We start from the raw sequence: 15,600 nt of genomic DNA on the forward strand, positions 1-15,600 counted from the left end.
TTTATAGCCTATCATACTCGTCACTCAATGTAAAGCCTCGGTGGGAAAATGCAGTCAGAATTCCTCTTCTGAGGGGGGGAGAACGCTTTTTGCCCACAAATGTACTAATATCAAGGGTTAAGCAGGTTTTTATTAAAAAACTTTTGACAATACGGACAAAAAGATGGAGGGGCGATAATGAAACGTGTGTTATTAATGCCATTTCTTCATATCCCAACAGGTCATCATCATGTGGCAGATACTATTATAAATGAGCTTCAAGATTTTCCTTGCCAGACAAAAAAAATAGATATTTTTTCCTATCGTTCGAATGTTTTAGAATCGATTTCTACATTTATTTATTTAAAATGGATTCAGTCTTTTCCCAAAAGCTATAGCTTTGTTTATCGACGAATGGCTTGTCGAAAAACAGAAAACCGCAAGAACTATAAATTATATGAAATGTTTTATCTTCAAGCGATGAAAGATATCATTGAACATCACGCCCCCCACATTGTTTTTTGCACTCATGCTTTACCATCTTACATGTTAAACAAAATGAAACATCAATATCCTTCAATGAAAATTGTTAACGTCTATACAGATTATTTTGTCAATGAGATTTGGGGGATTCACAAGATCGATTTTCATTTAGCTCCTTGTATGGAGGTAAAAAAGGATCTTATTTCTTTAGGTGTTCAAGAAGAAAAAATATATGTAACAGGCATTCCGATTCATCGTACGTATTTTCATAAAAGTGTTTCTTCTCCTTCTTTTTATCATAGAGTGCTCATAATGGGGGGGACACTAGGTGTTGGAAATATAAAAAAATTCATTCAACATCTAAAACCAAAAGGAAGAATAAAATATTTTGTTTTATGCGGCCGTAATCAAGCGTTATATAAATATATACATAATCTACACAATCCTTATATCACACCACTTCCATTTATTCGTGAAAAGTCCGCTATGAATGATCTTTATACCTCTGTTTCAGCAGTTATTACAAAACCTGGTGGGGTAACGATATCGGAGTGTATAGAAAAACGAGTTCCTATTTTTGTTTTTGACACCTTACCTGGGCAAGAAGAGATAAACTTCCAAAAATTAAAAAAGGAAGGGATCGTTGTACCACTGACAAATTGGAATATGATTGATGTTGAAAATGAATTATTAAAATTTTTAAATAATGAAATGGTTCTCAAACAATATCAAGAAAAGCTTAACGAATTCCAATCAAGTCGTTCACACAATCTCAAGGATTTTTTAGATATGGTGATGAATGGTTGCTGAAGAAAGGAACTTTTTATAATATTGTCCCTTTTTGTCCTATAGGGTCATTTGCGAAATAATTACATTCACAACATAAGAGTCATTTATTTTAGCCTTATTTTAAATTTTTTAAAAAAAGCATAAAAAGATAAAAACATAGAAGAAAATGACAATTACAAATAAAACCGGGCAGAGGATGCTCGGTTTTTTCATTCATTTGTTCTTTTTAAACAGGGAGGTCAATACATTTTCAATTGAGAAAACGAACGAGAGGATTGATAAATGTGCAGTTTTACTACGGAACCCAAATGCCTTTAAGAGTATTAGATGAATGTGAGTTTTGGAAACAACAAGAAGAAGAACATACGGTTGTCATACGGGAGCTCGTAAAAGGGCTAGAATCAACATATGTTAATCAACTAAAAGAATGGGAAAAAGTTCTTTTGCAAACGTATCAACAGGTTGTCCAATTTATCGAAACAGTCATTCGTTCAAATGGAGTGTTTTCTCAAGCTCTTTATCGAGATTTAATGCAGCTTGTAGCAGTATGTTTACAACAAAGTAAACAGTTTATCGATTTTTTGAACGGATTATTGGAAAAAAGTGAGCCTATTAAAAATAATCCAACTGCTATAGTTGTTATAAAGCATATTATACGTGAATCAGAATACTTCATCGGAATTGCTCAAACAATCTTGTATATACAAAATGCAAAATATTAATTTAAAGGTCATGACAAATGCCCGCATTAACTATAATTTTATATTGTACTCATATTATATGGATATAAATGGAAAATAATATGTATTTTTGTTCCGAATAAATTTTGTTCATTAAGAGATATTAGTTATTGTACCAAATAAAGGAGGTAAAAAAGATGCCAAACCAAATGAATCAACAAAATCAAATGAACCCAAATCCGATGCAGTCGCAAGGACAACTAACACATCTAGAACTTGAAAATTTGCGACATTTAATTGGCGATCATGGGACTGTAGCAAATAAATTAGATGCATATGCCCAAGCTTGCCAAGATCCTCAATTAAAACAAATTTTCCAGCGTGATGCACAACAAGCACGAGCAAGTCAACAAAAATTAATGGGATTTTTACACTAACAACTAGGAGGAAGGTAGCATGATTCAATTCAATGAAAAAGATATGGTTAATGATTATTTGGAGGCTATAAATGCAAGCTTAACAGAATATTCTAATTACATCGCACATGCCGATAATGAACAGCTTCGTCAAACATTAATTCAACTTCGTAATGCTGATGAAGTAAGGCAGAGAACGATCTATCAATATGCAATCCAAAAGGGTTATTATCAACCTGCATCTCCAGCAAATCCAAATGAAATCCAACAAATTAAATCGCAGTTAAGTCAACCGCAATAAGACAAAGAAGAAGGTGAGGACAAAAGCTGCCTCACCTTTTTAATGCATTTAAAAGGAGACACGATGAACGTGTCTCCGAAGCCATCTGTATGAAATTGTTATTGTTGTTGGTAACCGCCCATTTGTTGCTGAGCCATAGCAACTAAGCGTTTTGTAATTTCTCCTCCAACAGAACCGTTTGCACGAGATGTTGTTTCAGGTCCAAGATTTACACCAAATTCATTTGCAATTTCATACTTCATTTGATCGATTGCTTGTTGAGCACCTGGAACAAGAAGTTGGTTTGTGTTGTTGCTACGATTTTGTTGTTGTTGTGGCATAATCTTTCAACTCCTTTTAATTGGAATTTTAATGGTTGGGCTAGCTGGAGTTGCACCAGCACATGAATCGTGATGGATTCATTGCCTTCTCGGCGTAACCCAATGTTTAAAATTTTTTATGTTTATTTGTATTATGAAACGGATTTGAAAAACATATGCGAAAAGGAAAATGGTAAATTATGCAGATTCATTTACGTAATCAAAAGGGAAAATAAAAGACATGATAAAAAGGAAGAAAAATGTTGAAGGGGAATGAAAATGTCAATTTGTCCACTATGTAATGGATTGAAAGAATTGAAAATGGTATGCCCTGAATGTCAAAATGTGATAAAAGACAATGGAAAGGCAACAGATTATTTTGATGATTATAGTGCCTATATGGATATTGATATCATGAAGCTATTTGATGGCCTTCCACAATCATTAGAAAAGCATCAATGTGTTCACTTCATTTATTGTTCAAATTGTGGTTATGAACAGTATTATATAGTCAAGGAATAAACGATAAGAAGCAGCTTCAAAGATCCCAAGTGTCAAACCTCACAGAAAAAGATTGTGAAATCGTGTGAGATCAGACACATGGGAGATGTTTAGGAATTAGACGATTTGCGCTACCCTCTCCTCACTTTTTGGACGAATACGTACTTCTGTTTCTTGATCGAAGAAGTGTGCTTTATTCATATCAAATGCAAGTTGTACTTCATCTCCACGTCTAATATCAGAACGTGAATCTACACGTGCAACAAATTCTTGTCCTTCAATTTGAGAGTAAAGCATAATTTCAGATCCCATTAATTCAGCAACTTCAATGTTTGCTTTCACTGTTGAGCCTTTTGATGATTCAATAAATACGAGTTCATCATGAATATCTTCAGGACGAATTCCTAAAATGACTTCTTTATTTGTATAGCCTTGTTCACGTAAATATTTCATTTTTCCTTCTGGAATTTCAAGTGATGTTGGACCAATATGGAATTTGCCGTCAGAAATTTTTCCTTTAAAGAAATTCATAGCAGGTGAACCGATAAATCCACCAACGAAGACATTTTCAGGCTTTTCATAAACATCTTTTGGAGCACCTACTTGTTGAATGACACCGTCTTTCATGACAACTAATCGAGTAGCCATTGTCATCGCTTCTGTTTGGTCGTGTGTTACGTAAATGGTTGTTGTTTGGAGGCGTTGGTGAAGTTTGGAGATTTCGGCACGCATTTGTACACGTAATTTGGCATCAAGGTTTGATAATGGTTCGTCCATTAAGAATACTTTTGCATCACGAACGATTGCACGCCCTAATGCAACACGTTGACGTTGTCCACCTGATAATGCTTTTGGTTTACGATCTAAGTATTGCTCGAGGCCTAAGATACGAGCTGCTTCTTTTACACGGCGATCAATTTCGTCCTTTGGGAATTTACGAAGCTTTAAACCAAAAGCCATATTGTCATAAACATTCATATGAGGATAAAGAGCATAGTTTTGGAAAACCATTGCAATGTCTCGATCTTTTGGAGCTACATCATTCATGCGTTTTCCATCAATGTACAAATCCCCTTTTGAAATTTCTTCAAGTCCAGCAATCATACGAAGTGTTGTTGATTTACCACAACCTGAAGGACCAACAAAGACAATAAACTCCTTATCTTTAATATGAAGGTTAAAGTCTTTCACTGCTGTTACATTGTTGTCATAAAATTTATAAATATGCTCTAAGCGAAGTTCAGCCATTTCGATTTCCTCCTTGTCCGTAATCGATTTGTAGTTAAAGTGTAAACGTTTTTGTTGGCTTTCGAAAACGGACATGTTGCACGAATTGTGAGAATCTTATTTGTGCAAATATTACAAATTATGATTGAAATTCATCAAATAATATTAACAAATAAACGGTGAACGCTTCTTTAAATTGCCTAATATCAATTCCTGTTAACTCAATAAATTTATCAATTCGATATTGAACACTATTCCGATGCATAAACATTTTTTTTGCTGTCTGTGTAACGTTTAAGTTACATTCGATATACTGTTTAATAGTTTGAATAAGTTCGTGATCCCGAAACGCTGAGATCAGAAAATCGGATAAAAATTCATTTGAAAAGGGCTTGTCACAAGTTACAAAATGAAATGCTAACACATCAGAAAAAGTAAAAACTTTATTTTTTAAAGATAACGTTTCTTGAAATTTTTGTATGTACTTTATTTCTTGCTGAATTTTATTTTTTATTGATTGATTTACTTGATGTAATTGTCCAATGAACATTTTTAATTGGATATAAAAATCAGATGTTACAGACTCAACCAATTGAACAAGGTCATCTATTTGAACTGTACTGGAAGGGCTTTCATCTACGATCCACCCGTGTTGGCTACTTAACCAAACGATAGAAGGCTTGGAGATAACTCCTGAAACAATTTCTGAAAAGATTTCTCTTTCTTCAATAGCTCTGTTTGAGTAAAAATAATAAAATCGTACATTTGAAATTGATTCTGGAAGGAGCTTATTTTTATAAATATATTGATACCATTTTCCGTAATAATCGTCCTCATCTCGTTTCAATGGTTCAAAAAGGGTCTGTAATAGTTGTTCTTCCTTCTCTGTTAATCGAGAACGATGGATGCCAAATATTTGTCCATTTTCTGTTTGAAGCCAAAGATAATCGTTTGATTGTTCTTGGTCATTCGTTGTTAAGTCATTTTTATAAAGTAATGCTAGTTTTTCTAACATGTGAATACCCCTTTATGGCATTTCAAATATCCATGTGTTTTAAATATTATAACGAAAAATGGCCTAGTGTCGATATATCACTAGACCATCCGTTATTTATTTCATGATTCACATTCATAAGGTGGTTCTTCTTTTTCTAAATCACGTGCTTCTTCAATATTGGTCATTTCATAACGATAATGAACAGATCCGCCAGAAAGACCTTCATTAATCATACGATCAATGTCTAAATACGCTTGATCACGTCCTTCATAAAGACAATCATTTGTTTCATTCTTCTTTTTGTCCATGACGCATCCTCCTTTTATTAGGATGACATTAGTTTGTGAAAAAAGATTAAAAATATTTCATAACAAGATGCACCAAATTATTCGTATATATGAAACAGCATGAGTTCGTGAATCTGTTCCTTTATTTTGCTTTCTTGTTCTTTTGGTGGTAAAACGTGTCCCCATTCGATTTCTCCGTTTGAATGATAAATGGCATTGTAATGGATACCATTAAAAAAGAATGAAATGCGCCAACCTGGTAATGTCGTTTGTTTCACTAATGGCTTATATTGGAAATGTGTAATCATGCTTCATCGCCCCTTCACTTTTCCTACAAACTATATACGTGGTAAATCCGAAAAATTCCTGTTACCGATTCATGATTGAACTTTTTCATGATAGCCTAATTGATAAAATAAATTCGTTAATCGGGCTAAACCTTTTTGAAAAATCTTTTTTTCATCAAATTTCATGGGTTTTGAATTTACTTCAAACACGTATAATTTCCCGTTTTTACTAACTGCAACATCCAGTGAAAATTCCCCTATGACTCCATGATGATATGTTAATGTATGACCAATTTCGTTACATATTAGGTCAACTTGATCACGCTGAATACGAGATTCTACTAATTGAAAAGGGAGAATTTGTCCTCCATTTGGAACATGTGTCGTAATATAGTTCTTTTCTATAGCTCGAACACCAATCCCCGTTGGCTCGTATGTTGTTTGGTTGAGATGGACAAGAATTCGTAAATCATATTTCATTCCGTTCACGTCATCTGATTGTATTTCTTCCTGAATGAAATATGGTGTATTGATCATCAGTAACTGCATTTTATTCCATAATTCTTCTTTTAATACGTTTTCGAAGGATCGATTTTTTGTATATAGATTATAGGTTTGTGAAGAATTTTGCGTTATTTTCAAAATGCCTTTACCTTGGCTGCTTGATACAGGCTTTAAATAAGCACGATGGAATTTGTTTAAAAATGAAAAAACATCTTTTTCTGTTTCAATGAATGAAGAGATTGGAATAAAAGGCTTTAATGTACGATTCGTGGATAATTGTTTGTAAATGGTCCATTTGTTAAAAAAAGAACGATTAAAATAAGGAATTTGAAAGGATTCCATCTTTTTTAGCAATCGTTGTATTTTATGTTCGTCTTCTCGAAATGGATAACGGTTATAAATGATATGTGGAAGGGGAAACAACGTTTTTAGCCAGCGATTTTTTATAGGGTCGTAATAAACGCCATTAATTTCCTTTTTGTGTACATCTTGTGGTGTAAATACAAAGCTAAAACCATTCCGTTTGAGTAATTGCAATTGTATCTGTTTAAATAAATACACATTTCCTATAAAAAGCTGATTGGTTGGACTTGAAGCGGCTAAAATTCCTACAAGCAAGTTATACTTTTTCATAATGAAGCTCCTTTAAGAAGAAGAGGGCTTTTTTCATTAAATATTCAGCGTATTCAAAAATGTATTCTCTCGTTAATCGATCTTCTTTTTGTAAGGCGTGATGATCAAAAATGGAACGGCCTGGTTTTGAATTGGCTTCGAATATCCATATTTTACCTGATCTATCCATCCCAAGATCAAAACCAATTTCACCGATCGATCCATTCATTTTCGCATCAAGCACTTCACTAATTGTCAGAACAGTTTTTTTTATCATTTTTTTCAGTTGTGTAGACTTGTTCATATCTTTTTCAATTTCACTGATTGTTCGAATGATTCCACCATTTTTGATATGAGTCGTAATGCTTCCTTTTCCGGCCACTTTAGCAGCCATTGCGGTAACAATCCATTTTCCCGATTGATTTTTGTTTACATGAACCCTAAAATCAATGGGATTGCCGTTACATTGAATTAACTTTATTCCTTGTTGGGCGATATAATGTTCTAAAGAACGATGTTTAAAGGTATAGTTGAAAAATGTTTCCAGTGATGGGTATTTTATTAAGCGTTTTTTATTTTTATCGTCTATATATCGACAATATAAGGCATTTTCATCTTTTAAATAGATTAACTTATAAACACCTAATCCTAAGCTCCCATTGGCAGGCTTTAAAAATACACTTTGATGTTTATTTAGCAATGTCATGATTTCTTTCTTATTAGGAGAATAAATGCTTTCTGGCAGGTAATCCTTCGTTTTTTTATCTTTTGATAAAATTTCAAAAACATCCCATTTATTAAAAAATCCTGGGTTAAAAAGAGGAATGTGATTTTCTTTTATAAAGCGATTTTTGATATGTTGAATCAAATGAAGATTCTCGATTTTCCGATTCGGAAGTCTGTTATAGATAACATTTGGAAACGGGAATAGAGCTTTTAGCCAGCCTTGTTCATTGAACGTATAACCCGTAATCGTTTTATTCTCCCAATTGATTTGGTGAGAGCCAAATACAAAAACAATGGCGCCTAATGATTTCCCGCTTTCAATTAATTTTGAAAAAAATATTGACCTATTCCCGATAGGACGTAAAAGAGATTTCACAAAACCTGCAGTAAATATTCCAACTAACGGTCCTAAAATTAATTGCTGCTGATGAATGAATGCTTTGACTTTAAATCCATTTTGTATATGCATTTTTATGGCTAGGTCTTGTGAAAGATAGATTGTTGTGGTTTCTTTTTCATGAAAAAAACAAAGACATTTTTCTTTACTACTCCCATATTGAATGGTTTGAATGGCATTTGAATGAAATTGCTTAGGAAGGATAACGCTATTTTGAAGCTTTTGGATTATATGGATTTCGTAAATCATATTGTCCCATCCTTACGAAGCTTTAGATTGAATAAATATTGAGCATACAATAGTGGGGCATCATAAAGCTGCGTTTCAAGACTTGGATTTGTTTGTAACACTATTTTTCTTCCTGGTTTTGAATTAATATCTAAAATCCAAAGCTTTTCTTTTTTTGGGTCAAAGCCAATATCTAATCCAATCTCAAATAGTGGAGAATAATGTTCATCTAAAATCGGTAAAAGGGTATTGATCATTTGCTTCATATCTTTTACTATTTTGTCTTGTAAAGTTAAATGTTTTTTCTTCAGCCATTTGTTAAATGACAATACTTTCGCACCTTTTGCTAAATTGGAAACAAAAGTATTTTTTTCTCCAACTCGCACACCTATTCCTTGTATAACCCAGTTTCCTATAAAATTTTTTTGGATAAAAATTCGAATATCAAACGGTTCGTTTTTTTTATTACGTAGTGGCAATAGCGGTTGAAGTAAGTAAGCATTCTTTTTTAGCAAATGATTCATAAATTGCTTCATATTATTATGTTGAAAAAATATTCGGACCTTTTGTTTGTTTTGTATGATGTATTTTAGTAAAAATTGTTCTTTATAATAAAAAACAGCAACAATTCCTGTCCCGCCTGCCCCTGTAACAGGCTTTAAAATACAACATTTATTTTGTTTGACATAAGCTGCGACTTCCTCACTATTTCTCACTAGATAAGTATCAGGTAGAAATGGCTTTATGTTCGTATTTTTTAGTACACAATACAACGACCATTTATCCGGAAGTCCGTAGTTCAAAAAGAGGATATGGCCATATTTTTTTAACTGCTTAACCAATTTTTTTGTCTTTTCAAAGTCAATACCATTTCTGTAAAAGCAACGATCATAAATGAAGGGTGGAAGAGGAAAATAGTCTGATTCCCAAGCTTTTCTGAAAGGATTAAAGGTTTTTCCTTTTGCTACAAGAGATTCAAACTGGACATCTTCAGGTTTAAACATGACACATTTTATGCCATAAAGTTTGGCACGATCAGCGATATTCGTTAAATAAATCGGTTCATGGTCATAGTTTTGTACTAAAAATCCCAATGTGAAGAAATTGTTCACTTTATCACCTAATGTACGCATTATAAAGGCTATGCTAAATTTCATTATATTTACGATGTTGTACTTTCATAACCACTTAAATAAAAACAGTAATGAATGGTTGCTTTAGCAGAAGGTCTAATCGTGTCATTTTCTTTTGTATCCATGTTCTTGGAAGGCTTTGTGTTCACTTCTAGTATCCATGGTTTTCCTTCTTTTGATATCGCCATATCTATCCCCAGTTCTCCGTAATCTCCTTTGGAATGTTGTGATATCGTTTTCGCTACTTCAAGTGATATTTCATGAAGAAACTTACGTATATGGAATCGAGTGGAAGGGTCAAATAATTTCGGTAAAATTTCATGTATGCTAAAAAGCTCACCTCCTTTTGCAATATTTGAAACAAAGTGGTCTTTAGAAGATACTCGTGCAACAATGGAGGTTACTTTCCATTTTTGAGCTTCTGTTTTATGACATAAAATGCGAAAATCAAGTGGACGCCCTTCAAAAGTTTGGATAGGTATCGCTTCCTGCACAATAAAGGGCTGTTTTTTTAAAAGTGGATAGAGCCCTGCAAAGAGTTCTTGAAAGCTTTCATATTTTTTAAGGGATTGGTCATTGTTTTCTGTAGTATATTGAACGTTATAGGCATCATCTTGTTGTTTAATGTAAATAATGTTACGTCCTTGACTTCCATGAATAGGTTTTACAAAAAGATGTTGAAAATCCGTTAAGTAGGTTTTTAAAACATTTTTGGAATGAAGTAGCTCCGTCTTTGGTATATAAGGATGTAGATGCTCATTTTTTTGAAAGATTTCATGAATTTTCCACTTATTTAAAAAGCGAAAATTAAAAATCGGTGTATCGTACATAGATAGGATTTCTAAAAAGTTTTCGTATTCATCCGATTGTTCTAAACGCCTTGAATGGATTCGGTTGTGTATTACATTTGGAAAAGGGAGAATTTCTTTTTTCCAAATACCGTCTTCATAAATATATCCTTTAGGAGATGGATGACTAAACATTGATAGTGAGGTTACATATAGTAAAGCGCTTTTTTCAAAGCAATAATTGGCCATCTCTTCACAATAAGAATGGATCGTTCCAAAGTGGACATTCTTCTCTTTTTTGTAAATTTGATCTGTTAAAATGGTGAAAATCGGACCAATGAAAAAGGTGTTTCGGTTTCGGTCATATTGAATGTGGAGGGAAAGCGGCTTTATCGGAAGGCTAAGCTGTTTAAAAAAATATACACTAGCACGAATGATCGGCTTTTCATCACGGAAAAATGTCATATTGCCAACGATATGATTTTGTCCACAAAAAAATTTAGCTCGTGGACGTAATGAAAGATGGCACTTCCTTTGTAAGAAATCACTAATCTCAATAAGATTCATTGGTAAAAAGCTATGTGGTGTTAGTATGATTTTCATTATTTTCATAATAATACCTCATTTGCAAAAGAAGGGTGTCAAGCACTATAATTAGGTATTAGGCAAATGCTGCTACGGTATTTTATGTCGTAAGAAATATTATGTGATTTCATAGTAAGGAAGATGTGTATGAAAGCATTCATAATCATTTGTATGATGATGATCATCGGAGCTATTATCGGTGGTGTCACGAATTCATTAGCCATTAAAATGCTGTTTCGCCCTTATAAACCTATATATATTTTTGGTAAGCGAATGCCATTTACGCCAGGACTCATTCCGAAGCGTAGACAAGAATTAGCTGTTCAACTCGGAAAAATGGTTGTTGACCATTTATTAACGCCTGAAGGTATAAAAAAGCGATTTGAAAACCCGACGTTTCAGTCGAAAATGGTGTCATTGCTAAATAAAGAATTAACGAGCTTGTTCAATCGGGAAGAGACGGTTGAAGAGTTTCTTAAAAAATTCGGAATTGAAAAAGCTGATAGAAAAACGACTGAACAAATAGAAAAAATGATAAAAGAAAAATTAACACAATTATTTACCTCCGATAAGACGTTAAAGGAATTGTTAAATGAGGAATGGGATGAAAAGGTTAGAGGCTTTATCCCGAATGTGGCCAAGTTTATTTCGGAAAAAGGTGCAGCTTATTTTGAATCTGATGAAGGAAAAAAACGTCTCAAAACGATGATTAATGATTTCTTAATGCGTCGGGGAATGCTCGGTAATATGATCCAAATGTTTCTTGGTAATACGAATATTGAAGATAAAATTCAACCAGAAATAACGAAATTTTTTGAGCATCATGGTACGGTACAATTGTTAATCAACATTATGGAAAAAGAATGGGATCAATTATGTAACCGTCCTGTTCAAGATATAACAAAGAATTGGAATAAAGTGGAGATTAGTGCTTCGATCAGCAAACGTGTTGTACAGGAAATGCAAATCGAACAATGGTTTAACCGTAAAATTTCGGATCTATTATCACCATTTAAAACAACTATTATTGAAAAAGTGGTACCTAAAATAGTTGAAATGATCAATCAGTTCATTAGACAGAAAATAAGCTCTGTCATGCAGGTGATGAATATTGACCAAATTGTAACAGAGCAAGTGGAATCTTTTTCTGTTGAACGATTAGAAGAAATGGTATTATCCATTTCCAGACGTGAATTCAAAATGATCACATATTTAGGAGCGCTTTTAGGTGGACTAATCGGATTTGTTCAAGCGATGATTGTTTTAATAATGTAAAAAGTTATTTTTTTAATACGAAAGCGTATATTGTTTTATAAGATCCTTAATCTTCGTTCATTGAATGTTGCTCTTATGTTTGTTATAGTTGAAAGGTACGGATTATAGAACGGTTTTTTCATTTTAAGGAGGTTATATTTTGACTGTTAATTTATTTGATGTAGCGTATGACTTAGAAAAAGCGTTGCGAAATAGTGATGATTTTAAAAACTTAAAGAAATTATACGATGATGTTGAAGCGGATGAATCAGCAAAAAGAATGTTTGAAAACTTTCGCCAGATTCAGTTGAGGCTTCAGCAAAAGCAAATGAATGGAGAAGAAATCACTCAAGAAGAGGTTGAACAAGCGCAAAAGTCTGTGCAGCTTGTACAACAACATGAAAAAATTGCAAAGCTAATGGAAGCCGAACAGCGTATGAGCATGGTAATTAACGATTTAAATAAAATTATAATGAAACCGTTGGAAGAACTGTACGGAAGCTTGCAGTAAAAATGTATATTATTTTTAAAAAGACTTTGTCTTAAAACGGAAATAGGCGTAAAAAACGCCTATTTTTCTTTCCGATATATATGAACTGACAAAAAACACCTTTTTGCTAGGCTCTTTTCTAAAAGATTGTTGCTTTACTATACGATAGCTTTTCGACTGTCAAGCAGTCGAAAAGCAACAAAGTTTACGAAAACAGCCTTTTGCTAAAATTAGTTAATAAAAAGAGAAAGAATGTGATGAAGTGATGTCAAAGCCGATATTATATGTTTCCATGCTGTTGCTTATGATGATTTGGGGATTTAATGTTATTGCCATTAAAGTCATTGTTGAATATTTTGCTCCAATAACGATTACGGCATTTCGTATATTAACAGCAGGTCTTACTGTTATGATCATCGTATGGATCGGAAAAGAATATCGAAACGTGACAAAAATGGAATGGGTGTATATTGTCATTGCTTCGTTAACTGGTGTTCTTGGACACCACTTTTTTTTAGCAGTTGGATTAGCGAATACACAAGCTTCAAATGCTGGCCTCATTTTAGGATTAGTACCGTTAATGACGACTGTATTTTCTGTGCTGCTTTTAGGAGACCATTTAACCATTTCGAAGTTTCTTGGTATTTTGCTAGGATTTTTTGGAGTTGCTTTTATTGTTTTAAATGGAAATGGCCGCCTGTCAAGTATTTCAATAGGTGATCTTTATATCTTTTTTTCTGTCATTTCTCAAGCGATCAGCTTTATTTTTATTAAAAAAGGAACGAGAACCCTTCACTCTCGCTTCATGACAGGGTGGATGTTAGTGATTGGTTCCGTCTGTTTGTTTATGACGAGTTTGCTGTTAGAACCAAAAGGTTTATCGACACTCCAATCAGGAACTAGTATCGTATGGATTATTTTTCTAGGATCAGCTGTTATCGCGACAGCTTTAGGCCATAGTTTTTATAACAAGGCGATTCATCATCTCGGACCTGGGGAGACAGCGATATTTATTAATTTAACTCCGTTTTTCTCTTTAGTTGGTTCTTATTTCTTTTTAGGTGAACAAATATCTTTGCTGCAGCTCGCGGGGTTTATATTTATTTTATTCGGTGTTTTACTTGGAACAGGCGTATTAGGCAACGAATGGCCGAAGATAAAGCTTCATAAAAAACGGCACACTACCATTTCTTGAGTGAGGTATGAGGTTCCTCTTCTATGAATGGTTTGAAGTTCTAATTCATACATATAGGACATATTCTCATATTAGGACTTGACATCAAGAGAAGGGGGACCAATCGTGATTTATCGTTTGCTTGCGTTAAATATTGATGGAACATTACTGCGCTCAAATGGTCGTCTTCAAAGCTCTACGAAGGAAGCCATTGAATTTGTTCAGAAAAAAGATGTGTATGTAACACTTGTGACAAATAGACATTTTCAATCAGCTAAGAAGCTTGCCAAAGCATTGAAAATCGATAACATCTTAATTACCCATAGCGGGGCTTTTGTTGCAAACAGATTAGATCAACCACTTTTTGTTAAACGGATTCCTGAAGAACGGACATTTAACATTGTCCAAGTATTAGAAAATTTTCCATGTAATATTCGAATAGTGCATGAGCGGTTTTCCATTGGGAACCGAAAAAAAATATCCTCAAATTTAATGAGTAAAATGCTTTTAAATACAGCTGATCCTCTTTTTTATCCAATCCAATTTGTTGAATCTCTTGGTGATACGCTCCGCGATGATCCTGTGGCGACACCGAAAATAGATGCGTTTTTTGAGGATCGAAATGAATTACAGCATGTTCAAAAAGTGATTCAAGATGCTTTTCCTGAAGTAGAGGTTATTCAAGTAAATCAAGAAAAATTAGAAATTGTTTCAAAAGGAGTATCTAAAGCATCTAGTTTACAGTTATTAGGGAAGCATCTCGGTATTAACCTACAGGAAATGGTTGTGATCGGAAATTCTTTAGATGACCTTGAAATGATTGCTCAAGCAGGATTAGGTGTGGCGATGGGAAATTCCCCAATTGAGGTTAAAAGAAGTGCTGATTGGATTACAAGAAGCAATGATGATCAAGGAGTTTCTTACATGGTGAAGGAGCATTTTCGTAAACAGCATCGTATTAAATTTTTAGAACGCATGAAACATGATTAATATGTTATAAGGGACGGAATTATTTCGTCCCTATTATTTTTGATGAAAGTTACCATAATACTAAAACCTTATATTATTTTAAGCATTTAGATGTTAACATGAGTGGGAAAGGATGAAAAGGGGCGAAAGGGAATGAATACATGGAATTTGGTTGTTTTTTTATGGCAAGTGTCTTTCGCATTATCGGTCATTACTTTCCTCCACGGTTTTTACAAAAAGTCTTGGATTTCTATGTTTATTAGTGCGATTACATTCCTTCCAGCGGCTTATTACTTTTACGGTGCGAATAATAGTTTTAGATTCATTGCATTCATACCGATCATTTTGTTGTTATGGACTTTATTATTGAAAAAAACAAATGGAAAAAAATGAACGTTAAGAAGATGCCATTGTAATAATACAAAATGCCCTACATCATAAAAGTAAGGCATTTTGTTGTTCAATAACAGCACTTGGAAAAAAAGTTTGCTTCC

Annotated in this window: 18 protein-coding genes; 9 read left to right on the forward strand and 9 right to left on the reverse strand. The window is 33.5% G+C overall.

What is annotated here, in order from left to right; translation table 11 throughout:
* The first annotated feature begins 177 nt into the window (after positions 1–177).
* The 4 genes from J2S06_RS10160 (at position 178) to J2S06_RS10175 (ending at position 2,648) form a co-directional block, all read left to right on the forward strand.
* Positions 178–1,272 (forward strand): MGDG synthase family glycosyltransferase, encoded by a 1,095-nt coding sequence (locus J2S06_RS10160; protein WP_419152202.1) that lies wholly within the window; start codon positions 178–180, stop codon positions 1,270–1,272.
* A gap of 263 nt (positions 1,273–1,535) precedes the next feature.
* Positions 1,536–1,973 carry a DUF2935 domain-containing protein gene (locus J2S06_RS10165; RefSeq protein WP_419152203.1) on the forward strand — a complete coding sequence of 146 codons (438 nt, stop codon included), beginning with the start codon at positions 1,536–1,538 and terminating at the stop codon, positions 1,971–1,973.
* 200 nt (positions 1,974–2,173) lie between these two features.
* Positions 2,174–2,368 (forward strand): hypothetical protein, encoded by a 195-nt coding sequence (locus tag J2S06_RS10170; RefSeq protein WP_044893254.1) that lies wholly within the window; start codon positions 2,174–2,176, stop codon positions 2,366–2,368.
* A gap of 19 nt (positions 2,369–2,387) precedes the next feature.
* Complete coding sequence (locus J2S06_RS10175) at positions 2,388–2,648, forward strand: spore coat protein (RefSeq protein ID WP_044893177.1); 261 nt, start codon at positions 2,388–2,390, stop codon at positions 2,646–2,648.
* A 98-nt stretch (positions 2,649–2,746) separates the two neighbouring features.
* Here J2S06_RS10175 and J2S06_RS10180 read toward each other — a convergent pair whose 3' ends face one another.
* A complete protein-coding gene (locus J2S06_RS10180; protein WP_044893178.1) occupies positions 2,747–2,968 on the reverse strand; it encodes an alpha/beta-type small acid-soluble spore protein in 222 nt (73 codons plus the stop codon).
* A gap of 258 nt (positions 2,969–3,226) precedes the next feature.
* Here J2S06_RS10180 and J2S06_RS10185 point away from each other — a divergent pair, with 258 nt between their 5' ends.
* Complete coding sequence (locus tag J2S06_RS10185; protein ID WP_419152204.1) at positions 3,227–3,469, forward strand: hypothetical protein; 243 nt, start codon at positions 3,227–3,229, stop codon at positions 3,467–3,469.
* Positions 3,470–3,565: 96 nt separating this feature from the next.
* Here the strand turns inward: J2S06_RS10185 and J2S06_RS10190 are convergent, their stop codons facing one another.
* The 8 genes from J2S06_RS10190 to J2S06_RS10225 all read right to left on the reverse strand — a co-directional run bounded on the left by J2S06_RS10190 (position 3,566) and on the right by J2S06_RS10225 (position 11,246).
* Positions 3,566–4,696: an ABC transporter ATP-binding protein gene (locus J2S06_RS10190; RefSeq protein WP_419152205.1), complete on the reverse strand. Its 1,131-nt coding sequence runs from the start codon at positions 4,694–4,696 to the stop codon at positions 3,566–3,568.
* 118 nt (positions 4,697–4,814) lie between these two features.
* Positions 4,815–5,690 carry a PucR family transcriptional regulator gene (locus J2S06_RS10195; RefSeq protein ID WP_419152206.1) on the reverse strand — a complete coding sequence of 292 codons (876 nt, stop codon included), beginning with the start codon at positions 5,688–5,690 and terminating at the stop codon, positions 4,815–4,817.
* A 101-nt stretch (positions 5,691–5,791) separates the two neighbouring features.
* Positions 5,792–5,980, reverse strand: coding sequence for a hypothetical protein (locus J2S06_RS10200; protein WP_044893181.1), 189 nt, complete (start codon positions 5,978–5,980; stop codon positions 5,792–5,794).
* Between the two features lie 77 nt (positions 5,981–6,057).
* Entirely contained in the window at positions 6,058–6,267 is a 210-nt protein-coding gene (locus tag J2S06_RS10205) for a YheE family protein (RefSeq protein WP_419152207.1), read from the reverse strand.
* Between the two features lie 69 nt (positions 6,268–6,336).
* Positions 6,337–7,383, reverse strand: a complete 1,047-nt coding sequence (locus J2S06_RS10210; protein ID WP_419152208.1) for a YheC/YheD family endospore coat-associated protein — start codon at positions 7,381–7,383, stop codon at positions 6,337–6,339.
* Positions 7,370–8,734 (reverse strand): YheC/YheD family endospore coat-associated protein, encoded by a 1,365-nt coding sequence (locus J2S06_RS10215; protein ID WP_419152209.1) that lies wholly within the window; start codon positions 8,732–8,734, stop codon positions 7,370–7,372. The genes J2S06_RS10210 and J2S06_RS10215 overlap by 14 nt, the downstream gene beginning before the upstream one ends.
* A complete protein-coding gene (locus J2S06_RS10220; RefSeq protein WP_419152210.1) occupies positions 8,731–9,846 on the reverse strand; it encodes a YheC/YheD family endospore coat-associated protein in 1,116 nt (371 codons plus the stop codon). The genes J2S06_RS10215 and J2S06_RS10220 overlap by 4 nt, the downstream gene beginning before the upstream one ends.
* A 29-nt stretch (positions 9,847–9,875) precedes the next feature.
* Positions 9,876–11,246: a YheC/YheD family endospore coat-associated protein gene (locus J2S06_RS10225; protein ID WP_419152211.1), complete on the reverse strand. Its 1,371-nt coding sequence runs from the start codon at positions 11,244–11,246 to the stop codon at positions 9,876–9,878.
* A 120-nt stretch (positions 11,247–11,366) separates the two neighbouring features.
* Here J2S06_RS10225 and J2S06_RS10230 point away from each other — a divergent pair, with 120 nt between their 5' ends.
* From J2S06_RS10230 to J2S06_RS10245, 4 genes are all read left to right on the forward strand, one after another.
* Positions 11,367–12,494 (forward strand): DUF445 domain-containing protein, encoded by a 1,128-nt coding sequence (locus J2S06_RS10230; RefSeq protein WP_419152212.1) that lies wholly within the window; start codon positions 11,367–11,369, stop codon positions 12,492–12,494.
* A 139-nt stretch (positions 12,495–12,633) separates the two neighbouring features.
* The gene (locus J2S06_RS10235; protein ID WP_044893187.1) at positions 12,634–12,984 is read left to right on the forward strand and encodes a YlbF/YmcA family competence regulator; all 351 of its coding nucleotides are present in this window, start codon (positions 12,634–12,636) and stop codon (positions 12,982–12,984) included.
* 244 nt (positions 12,985–13,228) lie between these two features.
* The gene (locus J2S06_RS10240) at positions 13,229–14,158 is read left to right on the forward strand and encodes a DMT family transporter (protein ID WP_419152213.1); all 930 of its coding nucleotides are present in this window, start codon (positions 13,229–13,231) and stop codon (positions 14,156–14,158) included.
* 105 nt (positions 14,159–14,263) lie between these two features.
* Complete coding sequence (locus J2S06_RS10245; RefSeq protein WP_419152214.1) at positions 14,264–15,127, forward strand: Cof-type HAD-IIB family hydrolase; 864 nt, start codon at positions 14,264–14,266, stop codon at positions 15,125–15,127.
* The last annotated feature ends 473 nt before the right edge of the window (positions 15,128–15,600 follow it).

The organism is Bacillus alveayuensis (assembly GCA_030812955.1).
GTDB classification, from domain to species: domain Bacteria; phylum Bacillota; class Bacilli; order Bacillales; family Aeribacillaceae; genus Bacillus_CB; species Bacillus_CB alveayuensis.

What these genes read in the sequence shown, in the direction of transcription:
- J2S06_RS10160 (WP_419152202.1), top strand. Translation starts at nt 178, where the DNA reads ATGAAACGTGTGTTATTAATGCCATTTCTTCATATCCCAACAGGTCAT.
- J2S06_RS10170 (WP_044893254.1), top strand. Translation starts at nt 2,174, where the DNA reads ATGCAGTCGCAAGGACAACTAACACATCTAGAACTTGAAAATTTGCGA.
- J2S06_RS10175 (WP_044893177.1), top strand. Translation starts at nt 2,388, where the DNA reads ATGATTCAATTCAATGAAAAAGATATGGTTAATGATTATTTGGAGGCT.
- J2S06_RS10180 (WP_044893178.1), bottom strand. Translation starts at nt 2,968, where the DNA reads ATGCCACAACAACAACAAAATCGTAGCAACAACACAAACCAACTTCTT.
- J2S06_RS10185 (WP_419152204.1), top strand. Translation starts at nt 3,227, where the DNA reads ATGTCAATTTGTCCACTATGTAATGGATTGAAAGAATTGAAAATGGTA.
- J2S06_RS10190 (WP_419152205.1), bottom strand. Translation starts at nt 4,696, where the DNA reads ATGGCTGAACTTCGCTTAGAGCATATTTATAAATTTTATGACAACAAT.
- J2S06_RS10195 (WP_419152206.1), bottom strand. Translation starts at nt 5,690, where the DNA reads ATGTTAGAAAAACTAGCATTACTTTATAAAAATGACTTAACAACGAAT.
- J2S06_RS10200 (WP_044893181.1), bottom strand. Translation starts at nt 5,980, where the DNA reads ATGGACAAAAAGAAGAATGAAACAAATGATTGTCTTTATGAAGGACGT.
- J2S06_RS10205 (WP_419152207.1), bottom strand. Translation starts at nt 6,267, where the DNA reads ATGATTACACATTTCCAATATAAGCCATTAGTGAAACAAACGACATTA.
- J2S06_RS10210 (WP_419152208.1), bottom strand. Translation starts at nt 7,383, where the DNA reads ATGAAAAAGTATAACTTGCTTGTAGGAATTTTAGCCGCTTCAAGTCCA.
- J2S06_RS10215 (WP_419152209.1), bottom strand. Translation starts at nt 8,734, where the DNA reads ATGATTTACGAAATCCATATAATCCAAAAGCTTCAAAATAGCGTTATC.
- J2S06_RS10220 (WP_419152210.1), bottom strand. Translation starts at nt 9,846, where the DNA reads ATGCGTACATTAGGTGATAAAGTGAACAATTTCTTCACATTGGGATTT.
- J2S06_RS10225 (WP_419152211.1), bottom strand. Translation starts at nt 11,246, where the DNA reads ATGAAAATAATGAAAATCATACTAACACCACATAGCTTTTTACCAATG.
- J2S06_RS10230 (WP_419152212.1), top strand. Translation starts at nt 11,367, where the DNA reads ATGAAAGCATTCATAATCATTTGTATGATGATGATCATCGGAGCTATT.
- J2S06_RS10240 (WP_419152213.1), top strand. Translation starts at nt 13,229, where the DNA reads ATGTCAAAGCCGATATTATATGTTTCCATGCTGTTGCTTATGATGATT.